This is a genomic window from Corynebacterium sp., from assembly GCF_030532965.1.
Classification (GTDB): Bacteria; Actinomycetota; Actinomycetes; order Mycobacteriales; family Mycobacteriaceae; genus Corynebacterium.
The window spans coordinates 21,010-45,028 of the sequence record NZ_JAUNKC010000010.1 but is presented as its reverse complement, the minus strand read 5'-3'; the positions used below and the strand labels follow the sequence as shown (position 1 = coordinate 45,028).

The window sequence follows — 24,019 nt, the reverse complement described above, 5'->3', positions numbered from 1 at the left end:
CTGCGGTTAACCGGGTAACGGTTATTCCCAGAAACCCGAGTAGCTGAACAGGACCAAGCCGGTTGCCGCAATCCCAGCGGCCACCTTGTGCCAATCAGCGCCGGTGGTATTGCCGTACACATGCTGCATATCGGAAACAATTCCGGCTACATCGAGCTCGGTGCCGGGTGGGCGTCGAAAAGCAAGCGTGGACGCCCCCATTCCCAGTAACGTCAACCCGTAACTGGTGGTCATCCGCTCGATGATCGCCGCGACTTCAAACGGGTTTAAATCATCAGCGAAGTAACCGTTTGGCAAACACGCTAAGAAGTCACGCGGATCATCGGAGGAAATGCACAACACGAAGTGCTCGGGATCAACCAGCGAATCGAGGTTGTCGTAAATCTCACCCAACGTTGTGACGTTTTCGTCCGTAGCATGCAAAGCATCCTGGAGCCCGTCCCACTCTACTTTCAGCGCCGGATCAGCAAAGGCCTTTTGGACGGCATGATACCGATGCAGATCTAGGGCATCTAGATCGTCCTCGCCTTCCTCCGACCAGTCGAAGCCGTCCTCGAATCCGTGCTTATCAGCAGCATGCCCAGAGGTATAAAGCATCTGCGATAGGAAGTCGAGGGTGAGGTAGCTTTTCCCCTTGCTTTCCTGCGCTACAGCGATCTCGTCAAACGCACCCAGCAGTTCTTCGAAATCGTCCGGATCGAAAATTCCATGCGTTGCCATGAGATGAAGCCTGGATACGTCTTCATCCGGCAGCTTGAGAATTTCGATTGGCTCGGATTCTTCATTCTCCACAGCTTTATCCTCTCAGTCGCATCTAAACCATGAAATCGCACCGGTATCACACCGACCTCAGGCGGGCGTCGACAAGCAATCATCGACACCCCACCCCGAGGCGATGAGCTTTCCTTTTAACCCAAGAGCGCGTCGACGAATCCTTCCACCTCAAACGGTGCCAGATCGTCAGCGCCCTCGCCCAGACCAACCAGTTTCACCGGCACACCCAAGTCTTCCTGAACTTGGAAAACGATGCCGCCTTTAGCCGTGCCATCCAGCTTCGTGAGCACCACACCGGTAATTTGCACAACCTCGCCGAAAACCCGGGCTTGGTTCAAACCATTCTGGCCGGTAGTCGCGTCGATAACAAGCAGCACTTCGTCCACCTCAGCCCGCTTTTCCACCACACGCTTTACCTTGCCAAGCTGATCCATCAAGTTCGCCGAATTATGCAGCCGGCCAGCCGTATCAATCACCACAACATCGGCGCTGGTCTCAATGCCCTTCGATACCGCATCGAAAGCCACGGATGCTGGGTCAGCGCCCTCTGCACCACGAACGGTGGTTGCGCCCACGCGACGCCCCCACGCCTCCAACTGATCCGCTGCCGCCGCACGGAAAGTATCAGCCGCACCTAACAGCACCTTATGCCCCATCGACACCAAAACCCGAGCAAGTTTACCGGTAGTAGTAGTTTTACCGGTTCCGTTAACCCCAACCATAAGCACCACGGCGGGCTTGCCTTCATACGGAATCGCCTTAATCGAACGATCCATCTCTGGTTTACACGCCGTAATCAGGCATTCCCGCAGCATGGCGCGCGCTTCCGCCTCGCTTGAGACACCACGGGTGGCGATCATGTCGCGCAATTCCTCGACCACATTCATCGTGATCTTGACGCCCAGGTCAGCTTGGATCAATTGCGCTTCGATATCCTCCCACGCATCTTCGTCCAGGTCACCCGCCGACAACATCCCCAATACGGACTTGCCAAACACGTTTTGCGAACGAGCCAACCGACCACGCAACCGGCCAATCCGGCCCGCAGCCGGATCGATATCCTCCGTTGGTTTCGCTTCCTCAGCTGGGGTTTCGACGGCTGGTGCTTCGGCGTTAGGAGCCTGCGCTAAGGCTTCCTCAGCAGCATCGATCGCTTGAGTAGCTGCGGCCGCAGCAGCCGCAGCCTCCGTATCCTCCGCGCTTGGGGAAACAGCGTCGTCCTCAGACGTCGTCTCACCCGTCGGTTCGTCTGATTCTTCAGTTTCCTCAATTTCGTGGAATTCATCGAGCGCCGCGAAGTTTTCCTCACCCGGCTCTTCCGAATCCGCTGGCTTTTCCGGCTCTTCGGTCGAACTTGTTTCCTTGGCGGAAGCCTCAGAATTTTCTTCTTCGGCTTGCTTGTCGACGCCCTCCGTCGCAACGGATTCCGGTTGCGTGGTTACGTCAACCTCCGGCACCTGTGCTAACTCTTCTTCCACCAATAGCGCCTCATGTTCAAGTTGCGGAACAACCGGTGCCTGTTCCCCCGCTAACTCTTGACCAGGCAACACTTGCGCTTGCTTCTCGTCTTTTTTAGCAGTAGCGAAATTAAAACCACCCTGAGCTTGGTAATTACCTGATTTCTCTTGTTGCGTCAGCTCTTTTGGTTGCGCTTGATCCGCTTCTGTCTTATCAAAGCTAATGGTCTTAGCCTTTTTCCGGTTGAGACCCACCAGCACCAAAATGGCGATGAGCACAACGATGGCAAGAACAATAATGAGGATTGTCGTATTGGTCATGGTTCCATCTTGGCAAACTTCCGCCGCTTTAACATCTTCACTGCGAAGATAGGGCTAACAATTAGCTAATAATTTATAAAAACGCAGCACGCCTGCCGTCATCAACCACGGGATACAGCAGAAAAAACCAACACGTCTGCTTAGGTAATGGTTTCTCCTTGCGCTCCTACGATCAGCTTTACATCGACGACAAAAAATATTGCCGATCACATAAGCTCGTACTAATTTTTAGAACAAATATTCTAAAATTTTTGTATAACTATGTTGCATGGCGTTGCTAGGATTAGCTCGAAAATATTAGGTCAAAGCTTTAACAAATGGACTAGCCAACCAAAGGACAACACCACCATGTCTACCAAGCAAGAACTGCAGGCCGCCGTCGAAGTTTTCCGCGAGTTGGGCTGGGAGAATGCTACCCAAGATATGATCATGGGGCTCCCCGCTGGCACAAAGGAGCAGCGTGCAATTGCAGTCGCTGGGTTGAAGTCGGGTGAGTGGCAGAAATACTCCGAGGAAGAACGCGCCTTTATTAATCAGGCTGGGGTGGATCTGACCATGCTCACGCTTTTCGCTATCCGCATGGGCGCTCCCGCGCCACGATGCATATCCTTGATTGATAATTACAATCGTTTCTCCGATCTTGATGCGTTGCCGTTCATTGTGGCTGAGCGGGGTGAGAAGTTTGCGCAGAGTTTTATCAAGGCTGCGTGTGGGTCGCGGATGCCCGCACCGGGGTTTAAGTTCTTGAGTGCGGCGCCGGAAACGGTACTGCGTCTCGTGTTCGGCGATTATGGTGTTGACCTCGGTATTCCTTCCTATCCCACGTATCTTCAGGATTGGGCATGTCTTGTCTGTTTCCTGTTCCCGTCTGGTGGCGTAGATCCTAGTGATGCGGAATGGATGGAGCAGCCGTACCGGAATGAAGCGGAGCTAAAGTTTTCGGCTCTCATTCCCACGTTTCGTGCACATGTTGAGGCTGGTCTTAGTGCCGGTGTTGGGCTTTCCGGCAGCTTCGGCAGGGCGATTTTCATCGGCGCTACCGTGGGGCTACTCTCCCGCGATGAGGCACTTTCGGCGATCGCACGGGGTCTTGACCTCGCGCAACGCCAAGGTGAGCGCCGTCGTTTGGTTGCGCTTTTGACTGAGGATTTTCAGGTGACCGATGCGGAGATTTCGGCTCATTTCGCCCATTTCGCCACTGCGTTGGCTACGAGCGACCCTACTTATTGCGCTGCTTTTGGCAGCCGCATTATTGCGCTAGCTTCGGAGCTTCAGCTTGTCGACGCCGCCGCTGGCCCCCTGCACGTGACTACCGCGACGGGGCAGAAGGCCGCGCTGAAGGCTCTTGTGGAAAAACCCACGCCTCCGAGGGAAATTATCGCCCAGCTTGAGCCTCGAATTACTAAGCTTGCTACCTCGCGTAATGCTGCGGTCCAGAAGCTTGCTGCGGGTCTTCTCGCCCGGTGGAATATTGAGGAGTCGGAGGAGGAGGGTGAGTTCCTTCCGTGGGTTTCAGCCCCACCGTTGTGGGAGTGTCCGCGCTTTGATAAGGGCCCTGTGACGTTGGAGAATTTTATTTCTGCTGTGCGCCGGTCAACGTTTGGGCTGCTTGATGTCCATGCTGAGCGTCGTAATGCGTTGCTTGTGGCACTGGCCAATGAGGATATGGATGTTGCCCGTCGTGCGGTTGATATGTGCGAGGACTACGAGAGTTGGTTGTGGTTTACTAGCTCGAAGAAGGGGCGAAATGGTTTAAATCCGGTGGTGGCGCGCAGTGCTGCCTTGGTGGAGAGTTTGGGTAAAATCCCTGTGCTGCTTTCCGAACCTACGTATGAGGATCTTTCCATTGATTTTGATGATCTGATGGGGCGCCTTGAGCTGTATCGGGAGGCTGGTGCGGAGGTGATGGAACCTGACTTGCAGTTGGCGTTGTTCCGGTTGAATCTTGACACCGCTGATGCGGCGAAGGCGCGGGCGGTGGATGTTCCGATGCGTGTGTTTGGCGCTGATCATGCCAATAATTCGGCGGGCACGATCATTGCCTCCTTTATTGAAAACCCCATCACGGAACCCAGCTTGGTGGCAAAGCTTGAGAAGACGTTTGTCCCTGCCGCACCGACTTATCCATCCACGTTGGGGTTGCTTCCTCCTAGGCTTACGAGGTGGGTGAAAGATACTGGTGTGTTGCCGGTGGGGTTGTTTCCTGCGTGGATGGTCACGCCTGCTACCCACCTTGTGCGTTCTGGTATTGGGCGAAGTAAGGAGGTAGCTGCTGATATTGCCTGTGCGGTTGCGCAACTTGCCCGCAGCAGGCGCCCGCTGGGGGCTGGTTTTGTGATGAATCTGCTTGCGTTGCAGCAGCCTGGTTCGCTTCCCGTCCACGAAGATATCGCGGCCGCGCTTTTTGACGCGTGGGAGCGCGGGCTTATCCAACCAGGAGTTGCCGACCCTGCTTTGTTGGAATGGTCGACTAGTCCGGCGAAATTTTCCGGTCTTGCCCCGACCCTTGAGCAGCTTGCCCAAGATGGGTTGCTTTCAATCGTGTGGCCGGTTCTTGATGGGCTTCTTGGCCTCGCACCGAAACCTTCGGCAGCAACTGCGGAGGTCGCGGAGGCTATCTGTGCGCTTCTTCCCTCGGTAGTCCACGCGGTGGAGCAACACCAGGCATCTAGGGAGCAGTTGGCGCTTCCTGCGCTTCACCGGTTTGCTGGGATGAGCAAGGCAAATAAGACCACCGCGGCGGCGAAAAAGGCGCTGGCGTTGATCCCCGATATTTCCATGTAGCTATTCCACGTTCTTTTCATTCCCCCGTTAGAGGAGATCATTTTCATGGCTGTTAATCCCAAGCTTCAGGCCGCCGTCGAGGTTTTCCGCGAGTTGGGCTGGAACGACGTATCGAGGCAGAACTTGATGGCGCTGCCCACTGGCACGAGTGAGCAGCGTGCGATTGCGGTTGCTGGTTTGAAATCGGGCACGTGGGAAACCTTTGATGCGAAGCTGCGTCGCCCCTGCAACCACGCCGGGGTGAACTTGCAGAAATTGGCGTTGTTTGCGATCCGCATGGGTGTGCCAGCACCGCGGGCGTTATCGTTGCTGAATCGGTATGTGCGCAGTTATCCCGCCCCGATACGATTCCCCCTTATTGCTGGGCGGGGTGAAAAATTTGCCACACAGTTCATTAAGGCGGTCTATGGCACCCGCGTGCCCCGACCGGACGACTTCTATGTCAGTTTCGACCACTACTCCACGTGCATTCGGCTCGTTGCTGGTAACGGCGGTTTTTCTGTGCCGGTACCGTCAGTCGCGGGCTATATTCAGGATTGGTCCACGTTTATTGTTTCGCTTCTTCCTGAACACGTGGATCCTACTGAAACCGCTTGGATGTCCAAGCCGTGGCACATGGATGAGGACATTAGTTTTCATACGTTTGCGCCTACTTTCCGTGAGCATGTGGATAAGGGCATTGCCGCGAACCTTTCCGTTCTTGGCAGCTTCGGTAAAGTCTTGGTTGCTGGGGCTATTATGAGACTTCTTCCCCGCGAAGAGGTGCTCACAGTGTTTATGCAACAGATAGAATCCCCACAGCGACCAGCGCAGCGGCGTCGTATGGTGGAGTATCTTGTCACTGATCTCGCCGTCACGGACACGGAAATGCTCGCCCACCTCGACGTGTTCAGCGCGGCTTTGGCTACCAGCGACCCTGTTTATTGCGCCGCTTTCGGCCCAAAAATCATAGCGCTTGCCCCTGAGCCTAAGCTTGTCGACGCCGCCACCGGCCCCCTGTACCTGACCACCGCCACCGGCCAGCGCGAGGCTCTTAAAGCCCTGTTGGATAAACCGGTACCTACAGCGGACACGATCGCTACGCTTGAGCCTCGAATCCGAGAGCTTGCCCAATCCCGGAATACCGCGGTGGCCAAGCTTGCTGTGAAGCTCCTAGAACACTGGAATCTCGACCCCCAAGTTTCACAGGATGTCGCTGAGGTTCTTCCGTGGCACCCAGCCCCGCCGCTGTGGGACTGCCCGAAGTTTGATAAAGGCCCTGCTACGTTGGATGCTTTCGTCGATGCGGAGCGCCAACTCACCCCGTTGCGGGTCGATATTCATTCCGAAAAACGTGATGCGTTGCTGGTGGCACTCGCCAACGAAGATGTGGCGGTGGCGCGGCGGGCGGCGTCGACAAGCAAGTGCGTTGAGTTTCAGCGTTGGGCACGCGGGGAAGAAATACTACAGGGTAAGGGGCGGCGGCTCGGGCTGCTGCAGGCGCGCGCCGTGGCGATTGCGGATCGGTTAGGCAGTATTCCTGTGCTTTTATCCGAACCCACCTATGAGGATCTTTCGATCGATTTTGCAGACCTCATGCACCGTCTTTCCCACTATCAGGCGGCTGGCGTTGAGGTGATGGAACCGGATTTGCAGTTGGCGCTGTTTCGCCTCAACCTTGATACCGCCGACCCCGAAGCTGCGTTGGACTGTAATGTTCCCGTTCGTATGCTGCGCACCCATGTTTTAGACGAGACGGCTGGCGAAATCGTTGCTGCCTATATCCGCGACCCTCTCCCCGAACCACCGCTGGTTGCGACTAACTTTCGGCATTGGGCGGTGAATTGCGAGACTTTCGCACCTGATCAGCCGGTGTACCCGGAATCGATTGCGTATCTACCGAACCGGCTTATCCGCACATACACTTCAGAAAATGGCATTCCTGTCGGGGTGTTTCCCCGCTGGACTGTCGCACCCACGCCCCACATAACCCGCTCCTACATTGGGAAAAGCAAATATGCGGCTGAGGAGGTTGCGTGCGATGTGACTCAGCTTGCTAGGTCTAGAAAACCGCTTGGGGCGGGGTTTGTGATGAATCTCCTCGCACTCCAACAACCCGGCCCGCTGCCTGTGCACGAGAAAACAGCGGCCGCGCTTTTCGACGCCTGGGACCGTGGCCTGCTAATCCCCGGGATTGCGGATGCGACCTTGGTGGAATGGGCGGTTACTCCGACGAAGCTTGTAGGCCTTGGAAAGACTCTTGAGCAGTTAGCCCATGAGGGTTTGTTATCACTGGTGTGGCCGGTTCTTGACCCGTTGCTCAAGTGGACAATTCAGGCACCGAAACCGCCTGCGGGCACATCAGATATTGCGGAGGCGATTCTCGCACTCGCACCTTCTGTTATTCATGCTGTTGAAAGTGGTGACGCTGACGCGGATCAGCTGAAGCTTCCCAGCGTGCACCACTATGCGAACCTACCGAAATCCAATAAGACCACCAAGGCCGCACAGAAAATTCTCGCCCTAATCCCCCCAGAACTTCTGTGACCTGCCAATTTTTGACACAACCCAGCGAAATCCATGTAAGCCATCGTCATTATCGTTACGAAACGATTGAAACGATAAGGCTTTTCGTTGCAGAAAGATCGAAATAATAACGAGGATTGAACCGCATCATGTATCAACGAGGAAAAGCTTCCGAAACAGTCATAGATTATGAGCTTTTGCCTGCTTCAGACCAGGAGCTCAAATTCTCAGTCTTGGAAGAGGAACTTGTGGAAAAGCATTCAATCAAAGAACTCTCCCCCGACATTTTGAAAACGCTGCAATTACTGTCACCTGACGGTGTATATAACAAAGCAGCTGAATTGCTTGCTGATGCCAACGATTTTCTTGGTATCGACATGGCACGATTCGGATCAACCATTAACGAAATTCACGGACGGTACGATCTCACTGGAGTTTCTGTTTTGAAACAATTCCATGAAGCGCTCAGCATATTCACCCAAAACTACGTTTACGAAAAAATTGAAGGTGCTACTAGGGAAACTGTAGAAACAATTCCCAAGGAAGCTTTTCGCGAATCAATAACAAACGCTCTCGTCCACCGCGCGTGGGATGTGAGGGCGCCAATCAAGGTGAGTATGCACCCTGACAAAATAGTTGTGACGTCTCCTGGCGGGTTGCCTCCCGGAGTTTCCCCTCACGATTATGTCAATGGTCATTTTTCTCTCTTACGAAATCCAATTCTGGGGATGGTCTTTTTTCGACTTGGATATATTGAGAAATTTGGAACAGGAATCGCCAGGATAAAGCATCTTTATCAAGCAAGTGTTGTCCAACCCGCCTTTGACATTTACGATTCCTCGATCACAATCACACTCCCCATCCTTTCGGACGAGCACTCCCTTAACCAACACCATGTCAAGGTATTGGCTGCCCTCGACAATGCAACACCTCGATCCCGTTCTGAGATTGCAACTGTGGCAGCAGTGAGTCGTGCCATCACGATACGTGCGCTCAATGAGCTCATAGAGCTGGGGAGCGTGAAAAAAGTAGGTAGCGGCCCACAAACCAAGTACATGAGAAATAACTAAAAATTTCTTGCATATTGTTTGAAAAACCGTCGCCGCCAAGCGCTCATCATCTTTAATGGGCTGAGACACGAAATCATCCTCCTCAAAAGTCTTGCTTAACCAAGTCACTCCGCCAACAAAAGCAACAAACTTCTTTTCAATGAACCTCAATCCCCACCTGCACGAAGCCGTCGCGATTTTTAAAAAACTCGGCTGGGATAAAGCCGAACTGAGCGAAGCCTCCACCCTGCCGTTGGGCACCCCGGAGCAGCAGAAGATCGCACGCACAGGATTAGCTACCGGGGATTGGGGCGAAGATGTATTGGTAGAGGGTGAGGGTTGGCGCTGGATTTCGGCAGTGGACGTGAATACCAAGATGCTGGGGCTGTTCGCCACACGTCTGGGTGTTAACGCCCGTCGGGCGCTGGAGGTTCTTCCTGGGGACGCTGAAGAAGAGGTCAAAGAAGCCATTGCGGTTATTGCGCAGCGCGGTGAAGCTTTCGCCGCAGATTTCGTCTGCGCTGCCACTCTCACAGATGGCCCGCTTGGGGGTGGTTTCTTTGGGTTTCACTGGATTGCAGTTCAGGTTGCGCTGCACATGGATTTAGAAATACCGCGAAACAAGGCATTTTATATTTTTTGGGCTCAGATAGTCCTCGGTTCTTTCCGCGCTTTAAAAGTATGGGAGCCACAGCACGTGTGGCATGCGTGGTTTGATGTGGAGGAACATGCCGCCCCCGCACAGCTTTTACAGCCAACGTTTATCGCATGTGTGCAGGAAGCGGCTCGTTATCCCTCGATGGCTCTGTGTCTCGCCATTGTTGGCGCGTACCACCACGGCTGGATGGATCGCCACAACACTGTTTCCTATGCCCTGTCTTGTATTGCGGGGGCACACACACTGTGGGAAAGGGGAAGGTTGGCACGGCTGTTGTTCTTAGAACTTGGCTTGAGCGTTGATGATCTCCTCCCCCACATCAATAAGGTAGAAGAGCTGATTGCCACCGGTGATCCCGCCATGGTTTCCCGTTTCGCATTACCGCTTATGCCTCATGTTAGTGGCCAGAACTTCGTCGATATTGTGCTGCCCGCACTTAATTGCCGCACAGCGAAAACCACCGTTGCTGTTCTCAACCGACTCATCACGCTGCCCGCCCCTGACCAGGACATCATTAGCATCTTAATACCCCACATCGAAAAGCTTCTTTCCACTGAGCACCACACAACGATCAAAAAGGCCACCAAACTGCTCAAACACTGGAACCAACCTGTCCCAGAAGTCCAACAGTGTCAGCGCAGCTACGCCTGGATTAACCCACCAGAACTCTGGGAGCTACCCCGATTTGAGCGCGGTGTTGCCAGCGTCGAAAAGCTCACACACGCGGTGCAAACGTTGGAAAAACGCGAACGCAACCGCCTGAGCGCTTTCGACCTCGAATTAGAGCGCTTCCTTGCATTAGCCAACGACCTTGCCCGCACCGACCCTGACGCCGCGAAAGCACTGCTTAGTAAAACTCCCATTTTTAACCGCATCTGCCAGATCTGGGCGCTTGGCCCGAACCCTCACCTGCGGATCACCACCAACTACTTGGCAGAGCTCATTGAGCGGCGAGTTTCTGAACTGTTTGCGGCACTCGGCGAACTGCCGTGCCTTCTATCGGAGCCGTCCTTTGTGGACCTTTCGATCACCGCCTGCGACTTTATCGCGCGCCTGCAAAAATACCGCGACACTGGGACTCCCGTGCTGGAAAACGACCTGCTCTTCGCCCTCACAAGGTTGAACCCCGACACTTTCACCGAAGCCGCTATCACGCAAATTGAGCAATTAGATGTTGCGCTCAGACATGTGGAAAGAATCCCCGCTGAATACACCGTTGCGCAGGTGGTGAAGGAATACCTGACTGTTGATATTTCTTCCGACCCCAATTGGGGCGAAAATTTTAGTTACTGGACGTCTTACATTGCAGACCTTGCGAAAGACTTCCGCGAACCCGATGAAGACCAAGACCCAGAGTTGTGGCAATTGCAGTTTCGTTTAATATGTGAGCACCCAGTCACTGATCTTACTGTTGACCTACATCAGATGGCTCACCACGGGAAACCACTCACGCCACACGGTGCCATGCTCGTGTTCGACTGCCAGCGCCCAAGCATGGGTGGTTCTGCCGAAACCCGCACCCTACTGAACACAATATGGCAGCGCGGGCTTCTTCACCCCGGTGTTGCCGACCCTAACGTTCATTTCACGTTCGGTTTTGGACGCTTAAAAGAGCTTGCTGTTGTGCTTGACGACGCCGCCCACGACGGCATGTTATCGGTAGTGTGGCCACTGCTTGACGCCCTCATCGGATTCTCCCTCAACCAAGACCAACTCCTGCCAGGAACCACACAGATCGTCAACCTCATCGAACGCCTCGCACCCACAGTGAAAAAAGCTGTTGCCGACAAAACAGCACCCCACAACTCCTTCGACCTACCAAACCTCCATACGCTTGCAAAACGACCGGAAAAAGACAAAGCAATCACCGCCGCCAGAAACGCACTGAAAACCCTTGGCCTGTGAAAGAGAAACCTCTACAGCAATGAAACTCAACCCTCACCTAGACGAAGCCGTCGCGATTTTTAAAGAACTCGGCTGGGACAAAGCCGAGATCAGCGAAGCCCCCACCCTGCCGTTGGGCACGCCGGAGCAACAGAAGATCGCACTCAAGGGATTGCGCACTGGGGATTGGTCGGCGTACGAGGAAACCGATTCTGGCAAGTCACGTTGGGTTTACGCAATCGATGTTGATGAGGAGATGCTGGGAATTTTCGCCACTCGTATTGGGGTTAATGTAAAACGCGCCGTCGAGGTCCTTCCGTGGGAAAATCAACGACTCAAAGCCACGATTATTCAAGAACGTGGCCTTAAGTTCGCCGAAGAATTCGTGGCAAAGGTGTTCGCATCAAATCGTGGAAACAACATATTGATGCACGACTCTGCCCTCGAAGTGATCCTGCATATGGGACTTAACCACCCCACTTCCAAATCTTTCTACACCGCATGGATACGAGGGCTGAGTAATGCACTCAGTAACCTTGATAAATCCATTCCCCTTCACATGTTCGAGCCCACATTCGCCACCATTTTCCCGAAGGCACTCGAGCATATCTCCAACGAATTCGTCTCCCTTCCATTACTCGCCGCAAACTTGTGTCAGGTTGAGTGGATCGATCGAGCAACCGCCATCACCATGGCGCTACGAGGCCTTGAACAAGCGAAAACACCAAGCGAAAGAAAAGCTGAAACCCTGATCCTCTTCAGCGAACTTGGCACAACTAGTGCGGAACTTCTCAACCACGTCGAGCATCTTTGTGGTTTCATCGCCACAGGTGAAACCGCCATGGTGGAGCAGTTTGCTCTACGTCTCATCCCCTGCGTGGAAGACGCACAGCTTGCCGATGTAGCTCTACCCGCGCTCTACACAAAAACGAAAAAGACCAAACTATCAGTACTGAAAGCCCTCCACGATCGGCCCCAACCCTCCCCTGAGACGCAAGAAATCCTCCTGCCACGCCTAGAAGAACTCGCCCACAGCCGCGACGCCACAACCGCAAAACAGGCCACCGCACTCATCGGTAATTGGGGTGTTGCGGCCACCGAACCCCCACTAGGCACCCCCACCTGCACGTGGGAGGATACACCTGAGATCTGGGAGCTGCCCCGATTTGAGCGTGGCGCTGCCAGCGTCGAAAAGCTGAGCCAGGCTGCGCAGCAGCTTGTTGCTCACAAACGCGAAGAACATCAGCGCCTAGCAGACGTTGATGTGGAGCGGTTTTTCGCGCTCGCCAACGAACTCGCACGCACCGACATTGATGCTGCTCGGCGCGCCTTGAAAGGGACAACCGGGATTATTGATGGTGTGTTCGCGCAATGGGCGGATGACCCTAGCGAAGTGAGGTATTTGACTAATTCGCAGCGGCGGACGGTTATCCCCGCGCGGTGTGATCAGCTTGTTTCGCGGCTGGGTAAGATTCCCTGCCTGCTTTCTGAGCCTTCTTTCGTGGATTTGTCGATCACCGCCGATGACCTCGTGAAACGCCTGAAAGCATATGAAGATGCAGGTGTTGCGGCGCTGGAGGCGGACCTGCAGCTCGCATTGGCGCGGCTCAACCTTGACACCATCACTCCCGATACCGGCGCCCAGCTTGACGTGCTCGATGTGCCCCTTGAGCTGGCAAGTGGTGCGTTGTTCCGCCGCAGCGCGACACAGATCGCGAAGGATTACCTGACTGATCCGCTTAGGGAGCCGCTGTTGAAATGTGTGTCGGGCACGGTTGAATTGCAGCCCCACCCCACCCCAGATTCTTTGGCGGGGCTGCCGCGCCGTTTTTGGTTGGGCAGGCCGGATCCCACAAACTCGTTGAAGGCGTGGGATTCCACCCACTATTTTTGTGTGTTTCCGCACTTCGGCGACGCCGCGTTCCTGGATCTTGCATGGTCGACGTTCGTTTCCCCTGAGGATTTGCCGGGTATTGTGCAGGCGGCACGTCGCGGTGCGCCGCTCCCGCCCGCCGCTGCCATCAACTTTTTCGGCACGCAGCGGCCCATCAAAAACGCTGGCGGCGAGTTCGTCACCGCGCTTGCACAGGCGTGGCAGCGCGGCCTGATCAGGCCAGACGTTGCCGACGTTGCGTTCCTCGATTGGGGTGAAAAGCTTGGGCATCTGAAAGCTCTTGCTTTAGCGCTTGACGACGCCGCCCACTCAGGCATGTTATCGGTCGTGTGGCCCATCCTTGATGATCTCATCGGCGTCTCATTGCAGGAATCCAGTTTGGTGGCAGGAACCGCAGAGGTGGCACTCGTGATGGAAACTCTTACCCCCAGTGTTGCCGCTGCCATTGTGGCTGGTCGTGCGCCCCAGGAAACAGCTCGTGTGCCGCACTTGCGGGCGCTGGCTGCACGTAAGGGTAAGAACAAGGCGGTCACCGCAGCGAAAAGCGCCATCGGGATTCTGCCCGCCAGTACTTAAAAATTTCCTCCCCCTAAAAGCACACTCAAAAAGGACAAAAAAACATCATGAAACTCAACCCCCACTTGCAGGAAGCCGTCGCGATTTTTAAAGAACTCGGCTGGGATAAGGCCGAGATCGGCGAAGCCCCCACCCTACCGTTGGGCACCCCGGAACAGCAGAAGATTGCACTGAAAGGGTTACGCACCGGGGATTGGGGAAAAAGCGGGCAGATAGATGAAAATAGTTGGGGCTGGACTCCTGCTGTTGACGTTAACACTATTATGTTGGGGTATTTCACCACCCGCCTAGGGGTGAGCGTCAAACGCGCAGTTCAGGTCCTCACCATGTATGATGACAGGACTACCGCTGCGGTAATCCAAGCATGTGGCCAAGACTTCGCCGAAGAGTTCATCGCTGAAGTGTTTTCAAAGAATAGCCTCGCCAACGAGCGCATGAGATGCCCCGCTCTCGAAGTGGTGTTGAGCATGGGGCTTGAATACCCCGAGCATGAGAATTTCTACAACGAGTGGGCATCTATCCTCCTTGTTTCCTTCGAAAATGGGTATAGGGCGTTGCCGTTGGAACTGTTTCAGCCGACATTTACTGAGATTTTCCACAAAGCACAAGACAGTACTTTCCCTGCCTTTGGCAAGATAGCGCGGGAAGCGCTGAAGGTGGGCTGGATTGACCGCGAAATCGCGATCACAACCACTATCACCAGCATCGGGAAGGCAAGTTCGCCAGGTACCCGCAAAGAGGAAACCGAGGTACTTTTCCACGACCTCAACGCCAGACCGGAAGAAATCCTCCCCTTCTTCGACCTCATTACCGGGGTGGTTGCTACCGCCGAAGCCCCCATGGTGGAACAATTCGCCCTCCGACTCATCCCCCTCGTGGAAGACACACAACTTGCCGATATCGCACTTCCCGCCCTCTACGCGAAAACCAAAAAAGCCACCCTCGCTGTTGTGAAAGCCCTGCGTGCGCGGCCGAAGATCACCGCTGATACCCGCGAAGTCCTTGCACCCCGCATTGAGGAATTGAGCACGTCACGCGACGCCACCACCGCGAAGCTTGTCTCAAACATTCTCACCGAGTGGGGTGCCACCGTCACACAACCAACCGCAGCCCCAACCAGTAGATGGGAGGACACACCGAAACTCTGGGAGCTGCCCCGATTTGAACGCGGCGCTGCCAGCGTCGACACGCTCAGCCAGGTAGCCCACAAACTGACCGCCGAAAAACGCGAAAACCATCATGATGTTTCGGACGTTGACATGGAACGCTTCTTCGCACTCGCCAACGAATTGGCACGCACCGACATCGAGGCTGCGCAGCGGGCGTTGAAGGGGACGAAAGGTATCGCCTATGGTGCGTTCGCCAAGTGGGCGGAAAACCCCACCATGAAACGCTGCTATCTGCCGCTATCCACGAACGAGATTTTCCCCGCGCGGCTGCGGCAGTTTATACCGAAACTCGGGAAAATCCCATGTTTGCTCTCAGAGCCCTCCTTCGTGGATTTGTCGATCACCGCTGACGACCTCGTCGAACGCCTGAAAGCATATGAAGATGCGGGTGCTGCGGCGCTGGAGGCAGACCTGCAACTCGCCTTGGCGAGACTCAACCCCGACACCATCACACCCGATACGAGTGCCCAGCTTGAAGTGCTCGATGTGCCCCTTGAGATGGAAGACAGGGAGCTCTTAAGCCGCAGCGCCACACGGATCGCGAAAGACTATCTCAGCGACCCGGTGAAGGAACCAACCCAAAAACGCTTAGCAGGCAAGGTTGTGCTGAAACGGCACCCGATTCCCAAATCTTTAGCAAGGTTACCGAAGCGCCTCAGGCTTAATAACTCTGACTACACGCACTACTTTTGTGTGTTCCCACACTTCGGCGACTCTGGCTTCCAAGACCTCGCATGGTCGAAGTTCATTGCTCCTGAGCTGCGGCCAGCAATCTTGCAGGCCGCTCGCCACGGAAAACCGCTCCCACCAGCAGCAGCCATCAACTTTTTTGGTTTGCAGCGCCCCATCGAAAATGCTGGCGGCGAGTTCGCCACCGCGCTAGCACAGGCATGGCAGCGCGGCCTGATCAGGCCAGGCGTTGCCGACATCGCGTTCCTCGACTGGCGCGACGAACTCATGTTTATCAAGGCGTTTGCCACCGCGCTTGACGACGCTGCTCACTCAGGCATGCTATCGGTCGTGTGGCCCATCCTTGACGATCTCATCGGGGCATGCATGCAAGGCCCCAGTTTGGTGGCAGGAACAGCCGAGGTGGCGCTCGTCATGGAAACGCATGCCCCTGCTGTTGCGGCTGCAATCGCGGAAGGCCGCGCCCCAGAAAATGCTGGCCTAGTACCCAACCTGCGCCAACTCGCGGCACGTAAAGGTAAGAACAAGGCGATCACTGCGGCGAAGAACGCTGTGGCGCTGCTTCCCAGCACTAAAGGTGGGGAAGTGTCCGCGCCTGAACCTGCGGAAGTGCCTGTTTTGTCCGATGCTGAGTTTGAAAAACGCTGGAAGCATGCGGGAACGAACCCTGCCGCCCCTGTCGGTGATGATGTTGAGATTTCTTTCGCCTGGCGCGACGCAGGCGCAAAGCCCAAGTGTATGACCGCCACCATTCGCATCCCTGCGCTGGGGCAGACTGTGCGTGTGGATAAAGAATATGGGTGGTTTTACGACATCACCCATGAGCGCCAATGTGAAGTATTCACCGAGGATGGCTCAGAGAAATACTTACGGTGGGATAGGCGCGAAAGCCAGCTTGTTTTAGCTCCTGACCGCGAAGGGAGGGTTGCTGGCCCCATACCTAGTTTCCTGCTTTCCATTCTTCTGGCCTATACCTGCGACGGGAAACACCATCAGACAGCACAGTACAACCTGAAAGAGTTCGTTTCAGCCATGCGGTTAAGCCCTGACGTAGTTGCTGAATCCATGCAGGATGTGCTTTCGTTTGCGGATTTCAGCCCCGTGCCAACCCTCAACCTAATGGAAAAGAAACCTCAGATGGTCCAATTCTTGTGGCCAGCTTTGACGGAAAGCCTGAAACACGCCGCACAGCTTATTGAGCAGGAGGTTTATCCACGCTGGCTCAACAAAGTACTTGATGTGGTGAAGTTCCACGCGCCCGTTCTGATTGCCGCTACTACCCGTGATCGCATTCCTGCCACGGAGTGGGCTTGTTTACAGCAGCTTCGCAGCATGAAAAAGAAGTGCGCCGCGAAAACCAAAGCAGAAGAACTCGCACGCATCTTCCCCGCCACCACACCCACACCCTAGAAGAACAGAAGCTGAGACGCTATGAAAGTCAATCCAGATCTAGAGCAAGCTATCGACATCTTCAAAAAACTCGGCTGGAACACGGCCAGCTTCGATGAGGTAATGACCCTTCCGCTGGGCACCCCGGAGCAGCAAAAGATCGCGCTCAAGGGGCTGCGCACTGGGGATTGGGATGGTTACGGCACTACTGACTCAGGCAGATGGGGCTGGATTTCTGCCATTGATGTCAATTCCGCTTTGTTGGCGCTATTCGCCACCCGAATTGGGGTTGGTGTGAAACGCGCAATCGAAGTTCTTCCGTCAGAACTGCACGAGCTTAAAGCCGCAATTATTCAAGAACGTGGCGAAAAATTCGCCGGAGATTTTGTGACCGAAGTATTCACCCGAAACCGTGGCAACAACGTGTTTATGGACGAAGCCGCCCTAGAAGTTGTTCTGCGGATGGGACTCGATCATCCCAAGACCGAAATCTTTTACGGCACCTGGGCGCGGGAACTGAGACGAGCATTAGATAACGGTATCAATCCACTCCCCGTCGAACTATTTGAATCCACATTCACCACAATTTTCTCCGAGGCACTGGATTTGTGCCCTGATGACTTCACTTACTTAGCTGCGCTGCTGCTTGACGCAGGTTGGATTGATCGTGCAACCGCTGTCAGCACTGCACTTCGCAGCATCGATAAAGCTGGCTCACCTGGTATTCGAAAAGACGAAACCCTCGTTCTTTTCGAGGAAATAAAGGTCACGACAACAGAGCTTTTGTGCCACACTGATCTTCTTTGCGGTTTTATCTCTACAGGTGAAGCCGTCATGGTGGAACAGTTTGCCCTGCGGCTCATCCCTTGTGTTGAGGACGCCCAGCTTTCCGACGTAGCTCTCCCCGCGCTCTACGCAAAAACGAAAAAGGCAACCCTGGCCGTACTAAAAGCACTCCATGATCGGCCACAGCCGCATCCCGAGACACAGGAAGTTTTGCTCCCCCGCCTCGACGAACTTGCCCATGGCCGTGACACGACAACCGCGAAACAGGCCACCGCCCTCATCCATCACTGGGGTCTTGATGCCACCGAACGTGAAGATGCCAGCCTCATCACCTACGCGTGGGAGGACGCACCTAGGCTCTGGGAGCTACCCCGATTTGAACGCGGCGTCGCCAGCGTCGAAAAGCTCGCGGAGGTTGCACAGAAACTTGTTGCTCAAAAGCGCGACAAGTACCTCGACGTTTCAGACATCCACATAGAGCGGTTTCTCGCGCTCGCCAACGAGCTTGCCCGCACTGATGTTAAGGCAGCTCAGCGCGCATTGAAAGGCGCAACCCAGATCGCGGGCGGCTTATTTGCGGAATGGGCGGTGCGACCGCAACGAAAGCGGTACACGATCATCACTTATTCGAAGGAAATTTTCCCGGCGCGGCTAAGGCAGTTGTTGCCTAGGTTGGGGCAGCTGCCGTGTTTGTTGTCGGAGCCGTCTTTCGTGGATTTGTCGATCACCGCGGATGACCTGGTTGAGCGTTTAACTTGGTATCACAAAGCGGGTGCGTCGGTGTTGGAGGCGGATTTGCAGCTGGCGCTTGCGCGGCTCAATCCTACAAGCATTACGGCGAGTACGGCCGGGCAGCTGGCGGCGTTGGATGTTTCTGTTGTGCTGGAGGACGGTACGGTTTTTGGGCGGAGCGCCACCCAGATTGCGCGGGAGTATCTTACAGATCCGGTGCGTGAGCCTGGGCATAAGCTTGTTGCTGGGGAGATGGTGATTAAGGCGTTTGCGTTGCCTGAGTCGCTTGCGGGGTTGCCGATGCGCCTGCAGTTGAATAATTGGGATAAGACGGATTATTACTGTGTGTTTCCGCACTTCGGCAATGCCGCGTTTCTGAATCTGCGGTGGTCACCCAAGAAGGACCCCGAGGATGCGGCGGGGATCATGCAAGTCGCACGCCACGGAAAACCCCTGCCACCAGCGGCGGTCGTGAATTTGTTTGCTGTGCAACGCCCCACCAAAAACGCAAGTGCAGAATTTAGCGTGGCGCTGAGCAATGCGTGGCAGCGTGGCTTGATCCGCCCGGGTGTGGCCGACATTGCGTTTCTGGATTGGTGTAGCAAGCTTGGGAATCTGAAGTCCCTTGCGTTAGTGCTTGACGACGCCGCCCACGCCGGGATGTTATCGGTAGTGTGGCCCATTCTTGACGATCTCATCGGTGCCTGTATTCAGGACACCAGTTTGGTGGCTGGAACAGCTGAGGTGGCGGTGGTGATGGAAACTCTTGCCCCGAGTGTGGCAGCCGCTATTCGTGATGGTCGAGCGCCTGCGGCGGCGGGGCTTGTGCCTCATGTGCGCCAGTTGGCGAAGCGGAAGGGAAGGAATAAGGCGGTCAAGGCAGCACAAAACGTGGTGGCTATTGTGGCGGATACATCCCCAGATTTGGCAGACCAGTCATGGGTTTCGGATCAGATGAGATCAATCCTCGCTTGGGGCAGGCCGTTGAGGTGTTTCGGGAGCTTGGGTGGGATCGACCTTCGTTTTCGTTAGCGCCGACTCTCCCGGTGGGCACGGTTAAGCAGCAGGAAGTTGCGGTGGCGGGGTTGAATTTTGATTCTTGGTCTGTACTTGAAGGATCCGGCATTGCCGAAAGTATGGCCCCGGGTGATTCTGTGCGGATGTTTGCGTTTTTCGCGGTGCGCATGGGTGTGGATGTCGAACGCGCGTTGGAAATTTTTTCTGCTCCGGTTCACGATAATTTCGATGGCGGGCTCGCGACACAGGTTGCTGTTCTTTCTGGTCGTGGGGTTGCGTTTGCCACGGAGTATGTGATTGGAAAGTTCGCCCAGTATGACCCTAGTTCGGGAATGCTTGTCGACGCCCTCGGGGTTATCCTCAACCTTGGGCTTAAGACCCCTGATGATCACGTGTTTCTCCACGCATGGGTTTTAGGGTTGGAGTGCAGTCTTGAGGGGTACAACTGGTATGGGGTTGAGGATTATCTTTTACCCCTCGACCTGTTTCGTCCCACTTTCCTTCCACTGATCAGGCAGGCAGTCGCCGACCCTGCCCTCCGCGTGGAGTTGATTCTCACCACCGCGCACCGGCTTGGTTGGCTCAGCCGCGAGGATTTTATAGGCCTTGTTTTACAGCGCGTTGCCGCCACCTGCCCCGAACCCCAGGTCGCCGAGGTTGTTTCCCTCGCCGTGGCAACCTGTGAAAAGAAGACTATTGTTGCTGTTTTCAAGGCTTTGAAGAAGCGCCGCACACCCAGTGATGAAACGCTTGACACGCTTGTGCCCATCATCAACACACTCGCGTCGTCTCAAGATCACCTATCCGACCACCAGACGAGAAAGAAAGCCACCGAACTGCTCCACCACTGGGGCATTTACCGCACACGGTAGCCGCCAAGAGGTTACCCTGAAGAAAAAACATTTCACCACTATCCACATTTTTCTTTTTTCTCAAGAAAGCCACACTGAGACTTATGACCTCCACCTCCCCCGCCACAATCAACCCGCACCTTGCTGAAGCGATAGCTCTATTCAAGGAACTAGGCTGGCACGAAGCCCCGCTATCGTCTGCCCCCACCCTCCCACTGGGCAGCGCGGAGCAGCAAAAGATCGCGCTCAAGGGGCTGCGCACGGGTGACTGGAGTGGTTTTAATCCCAAGGGGAAAAAGAAGTCTGTGTTAGCGGGCATTGACCGTGACATGCTGGGGTTTTTCGCCGTGCGCTTAGGGGTGGATGCACAACGCGCGGCACGCCTGCTTGACCGCAAAAACCGTGAGATCAACGTGGCGGTGATTCAGCAACGTGGTGCGGAGTTTGCCACCGAGTTCGTCCAGTATGTGTTTGCACCACGTTCGCAGGTGAACCCACTTCTGAAGGATACTGCCCTCGAACTTGTCTTGCGGATGGGCCTGGATCACCCCACCACCGCCGATTTTTACGACACCTGGTTATCCAAGGTTTGCAGCTCCTTCGCCGGTAGCAACACGAGCATCCCACTGTCGGTTTTCCGCCCAACGTTTTCCACCTTCCTTGAACAATGCGCCGAGTACGGAACCTACCCTGTCACCGACGCCACCGTTGATGGGTACATGCGAGGCTGGGTGAGTGAAGAACTGGCGGTGAAGCTCACCCTCGATGGCATCGAATCCGCAGAGTCCATCACTAATCGCAAGGGTCACGCAGTGGCACTGGCCACCGAAATCACCCCTGATCCGAAGGTTCTTCTCCCCCACCTTGCTAGGATCGGCACGCTTGTTGCCACCTTGGAACCGCCACTCGTCGAGGCCCTGGCCGTGCCGCTGATCCCCATTGTGGCGGATTCCGACCTGGCTGACATTGCCCTTGCCGCACTGTATGTGACAACAAAGAAAACCCTCCTTGCGGTGCTGAAAGCGCTGCGTACGCGGGAAAATCCAGACTCTAGCACCAAAGAAGCCCTCAGCCCGCGGCTTGAAGAGCTTTCCGCCTCCCCAGATGCGACCACAGCAAAACACGCCACGGCGCTGCTTAGACAGTGGGGCACGCAGTTGACCGAAACGCCCACCACCGAGCCCACATGCCGGTGGGAAGACACACCGAAACTCTGGGAGTTACCCCGATTTTCACGCGGCGCTGCCAGCGTCGAAAAGCTAGCTGAGGTGGCGCAGATCCTTGCGCAGCGGGGTCACGGCGAGTTCTGCCACGTCTTAGACATCCACATTGAGCGTCTCCTCGCCCTGACAAACGAGCTTGCCCGCACCGACCGCGATGCGACGCGTCTTATGCTGAAGACAACGCCCACGCTTCTCGACGGCGTTTTCGCGCAGTGGGCTAAAGACCCAGAAAACTCCGCCAGCAAGACACCCAGGTTCGCAGGTGTTGCCCGTGCGAGGCTGCGGCGGCTGATCCCCAAGCTGGGGCAAGTGCCCTGTTTGCTCTCCGAACCCTCCTACGTAGACATGTCGATCACCGCCGATGACCTGGTCACACGCCTTGCTCAGTACGATGCGGCGGGGGTTGCCGCCCTAGAATCCGATCTGCAGCTCGCCTTAGCGCGGCTTAACCTCGACACCATCACAGACGACACCGTAAAACAGCTGGCAGCGCTGAACGTCCCCCTCGAACTTGAAAACGGTACCCATTTCGAACGCACCGCTACACAGGTTGCCGCGGACTACCTCTCCACCCCGTTCACCGAACCTGCCGTGAGCTTCAACCGTGGCTTTGTGCAACTGAAGTTCGACAAAAACCCAGCCTCGCTTGAGGGTCTGCCCATCCGATTTTTCAGCAGCAGCGCCTACGCATTGCCCCATCACTGGGTGTTCCCGCACTTCGGCAACGCCGCTTTCACCGACATGAAATGGGGCTCCTTCATCGACGCCGACACCGTCGTGGGCATAAACCAAGCTGCACGCCACGGCACACCCCTCCCGCCGGCAGCGGTGATCAATCTCCTGGCGATGCAACGCCTGACCAAAAACGGCGCGGATTGCAGCACAGCGCTGCTCAAAGCGTGGCAGCGTGGCCTGATCACACCAGGGGTTGCCGACATTTCTTTCCTCGACTGGCAAGAAAAAATCAGCAACCTGAAAGCACTCGCCTTAGCGCTTGACGACGCCGCCCACCTAGGCCTGTTATCGGTCGTGTGGCCGGTACTCGACGACCTCATCGGGGCCTCACTAAAAGCATCCAGTCTGATAGCGGGAACCGCCGATGTGGCAGCCGTGATGGAAAAGCTAGCACCCGCGGTCGCGGATGCGATCAAGGAAGGGCGTGCGCCTCACGATGCCGCTGCGGTGCCACACCTGCGCACGTTGGCCGCCCGACGGGGGAAGAATAACGCGGTCACGGCGGCGAAGAAGGCCGTAGCAGTGTTGCCCGCTACTTCCAGTCCTGTCGTGAGTGCGCAACCTGCGCCAACGGTTGAGTATGCGGAAGCCACACTCTTGGATGATGCGGAGTTTCGGAAGCAGTGGATCACCGACCGGTCCACCGCGCACACACCCATTGTTGATGGCGCTCAGCTGTCGCTTCGCTGGGAGAATCCGCTGGCAAAGCCACGATGTATGAGAGTTGACTTGTATCTGCCCCACCTGGGCCAGACTGTTTCCGTCTACCGAAAAACCGGCTGGTTTTACGATATTGTCACCGAGCAACAGTGCGAAGTCTTCACCGAAGAGGGCCCTAAGAAGTGCCTTCGGTGGGACGAATCGGCTGGGCAGCTTGTGTTGAATGAGGATCGCGGCCAGATGACGAGGGAAACCGGTGTCACGGCTGTGCCGCAGTTCCTTCTCCCCGTTCTCATGGCTTTCACCTGCGACGAGAAGTACGGCACCGACGGCTGTAAGGCGCTGAAGGATTTCATAGGGTGGGCCCGCTACTCCCCGGAATATGTCGCCGATGCTGTTCGAACAGTGCTGCCCTTTGAGCAGTTCAACCCAGCGAAAGCAGCACAGTTTATGGCAAAACAGCCCCAAGTCTTATCGTTACTGTGGCCCTTGCTGACCGAAAGCCTGCGCCACGCCGCAGCACAAGTAGCGGAAGGTTCGGTGCCACGCTGGCTAAATAAGGTGCTTGAGGTGGTGTATTTCCAATCAGACCTGCTTGCCAGCGCCACTGTTCGCGGCCACATTCCGGCAACCGAATGGGCCGTACTCCACGAGCTTGGCGGCATGAAGAAAAAGTGTGCTGCCCGCGACAAAGCTATGCGGTTGGCGGAAATTTTTGATGCGGCTCTAGCACACGGGTGATCCCCCACCCCCAGGGTCGAACAAATTTTCTAGAACATTGGGGGCTTCATGTTAGGCCAAGGGCGTAGTTTTGTTAGCACCCAGCAACCTTTACCCCAACAATCATCAACGAAAGGACTAAACA

The 24,019-nt window shown here is 55.5% G+C and carries 11 protein-coding genes; 9 read left to right on the top strand and 2 right to left on the bottom strand.

Translation table 11 applies throughout. The features are described from left to right. Positions 1 to 21: 21 nt before the first annotated feature. Positions 22 to 792, bottom strand: a complete 771-nt coding sequence (locus tag Q4D85_RS06430) for a hypothetical protein (protein ID WP_303199075.1) — start codon at positions 790 to 792, stop codon at positions 22 to 24. Positions 793 to 908: 116 nt separating this feature from the next. After that, the gene (gene ftsY, locus Q4D85_RS06425) at positions 909 to 2,552 is read right to left on the bottom strand and encodes a signal recognition particle-docking protein FtsY (RefSeq protein ID WP_303199074.1); all 1,644 of its coding nucleotides are present in this window, start codon (positions 2,550 to 2,552) and stop codon (positions 909 to 911) included. Positions 2,553 to 2,900: 348 nt separating this feature from the next. On the opposite strand from ftsY, the gene Q4D85_RS06420 reads away from it, so the two are divergent. From Q4D85_RS06420 to Q4D85_RS06380, 9 genes are all read left to right on the top strand, one after another. After that, a complete protein-coding gene (locus tag Q4D85_RS06420) occupies positions 2,901 to 5,336 on the top strand; it encodes a hypothetical protein (protein WP_303199072.1) in 2,436 nt (811 codons plus the stop codon). A 45-nt stretch (positions 5,337 to 5,381) separates the two neighbouring features. Then, positions 5,382 to 7,862, top strand: a complete 2,481-nt coding sequence (locus Q4D85_RS06415; protein ID WP_303199071.1) for a DUF6493 family protein — start codon at positions 5,382 to 5,384, stop codon at positions 7,860 to 7,862. Positions 7,863 to 7,990: 128 nt separating this feature from the next. After that, complete coding sequence (locus Q4D85_RS06410) at positions 7,991 to 8,911, top strand: ATP-binding protein (RefSeq protein WP_303199070.1); 921 nt, start codon at positions 7,991 to 7,993, stop codon at positions 8,909 to 8,911. A 139-nt stretch (positions 8,912 to 9,050) separates the two neighbouring features. Continuing rightward, positions 9,051 to 11,453, top strand: coding sequence for a hypothetical protein (locus Q4D85_RS06405; protein WP_303199069.1), 2,403 nt, complete (start codon positions 9,051 to 9,053; stop codon positions 11,451 to 11,453). Positions 11,454 to 11,472: 19 nt separating this feature from the next. Next, the gene (locus Q4D85_RS06400; protein ID WP_303199068.1) at positions 11,473 to 13,902 is read left to right on the top strand and encodes a DUF6493 family protein; all 2,430 of its coding nucleotides are present in this window, start codon (positions 11,473 to 11,475) and stop codon (positions 13,900 to 13,902) included. A gap of 47 nt (positions 13,903 to 13,949) precedes the next feature. Beyond that, positions 13,950 to 17,171, top strand: a complete 3,222-nt coding sequence (locus Q4D85_RS06395) for a DUF6493 family protein (protein WP_303199066.1) — start codon at positions 13,950 to 13,952, stop codon at positions 17,169 to 17,171. 21 nt (positions 17,172 to 17,192) lie between these two features. After that, positions 17,193 to 19,700, top strand: coding sequence for a DUF6493 family protein (locus Q4D85_RS06390; protein WP_303199065.1), 2,508 nt, complete (start codon positions 17,193 to 17,195; stop codon positions 19,698 to 19,700). After that, positions 19,607 to 20,557, top strand: a complete 951-nt coding sequence (locus Q4D85_RS06385) for a hypothetical protein (RefSeq protein WP_303199064.1) — start codon at positions 19,607 to 19,609, stop codon at positions 20,555 to 20,557. The genes Q4D85_RS06390 and Q4D85_RS06385 overlap by 94 nt, the downstream gene beginning before the upstream one ends. Before the next feature lie 83 nt (positions 20,558 to 20,640). After that, positions 20,641 to 23,895 (top strand): DUF6493 family protein, encoded by a 3,255-nt coding sequence (locus Q4D85_RS06380; RefSeq protein ID WP_303199063.1) that lies wholly within the window; start codon positions 20,641 to 20,643, stop codon positions 23,893 to 23,895. Positions 23,896 to 24,019 lie beyond the last annotated feature (124 nt).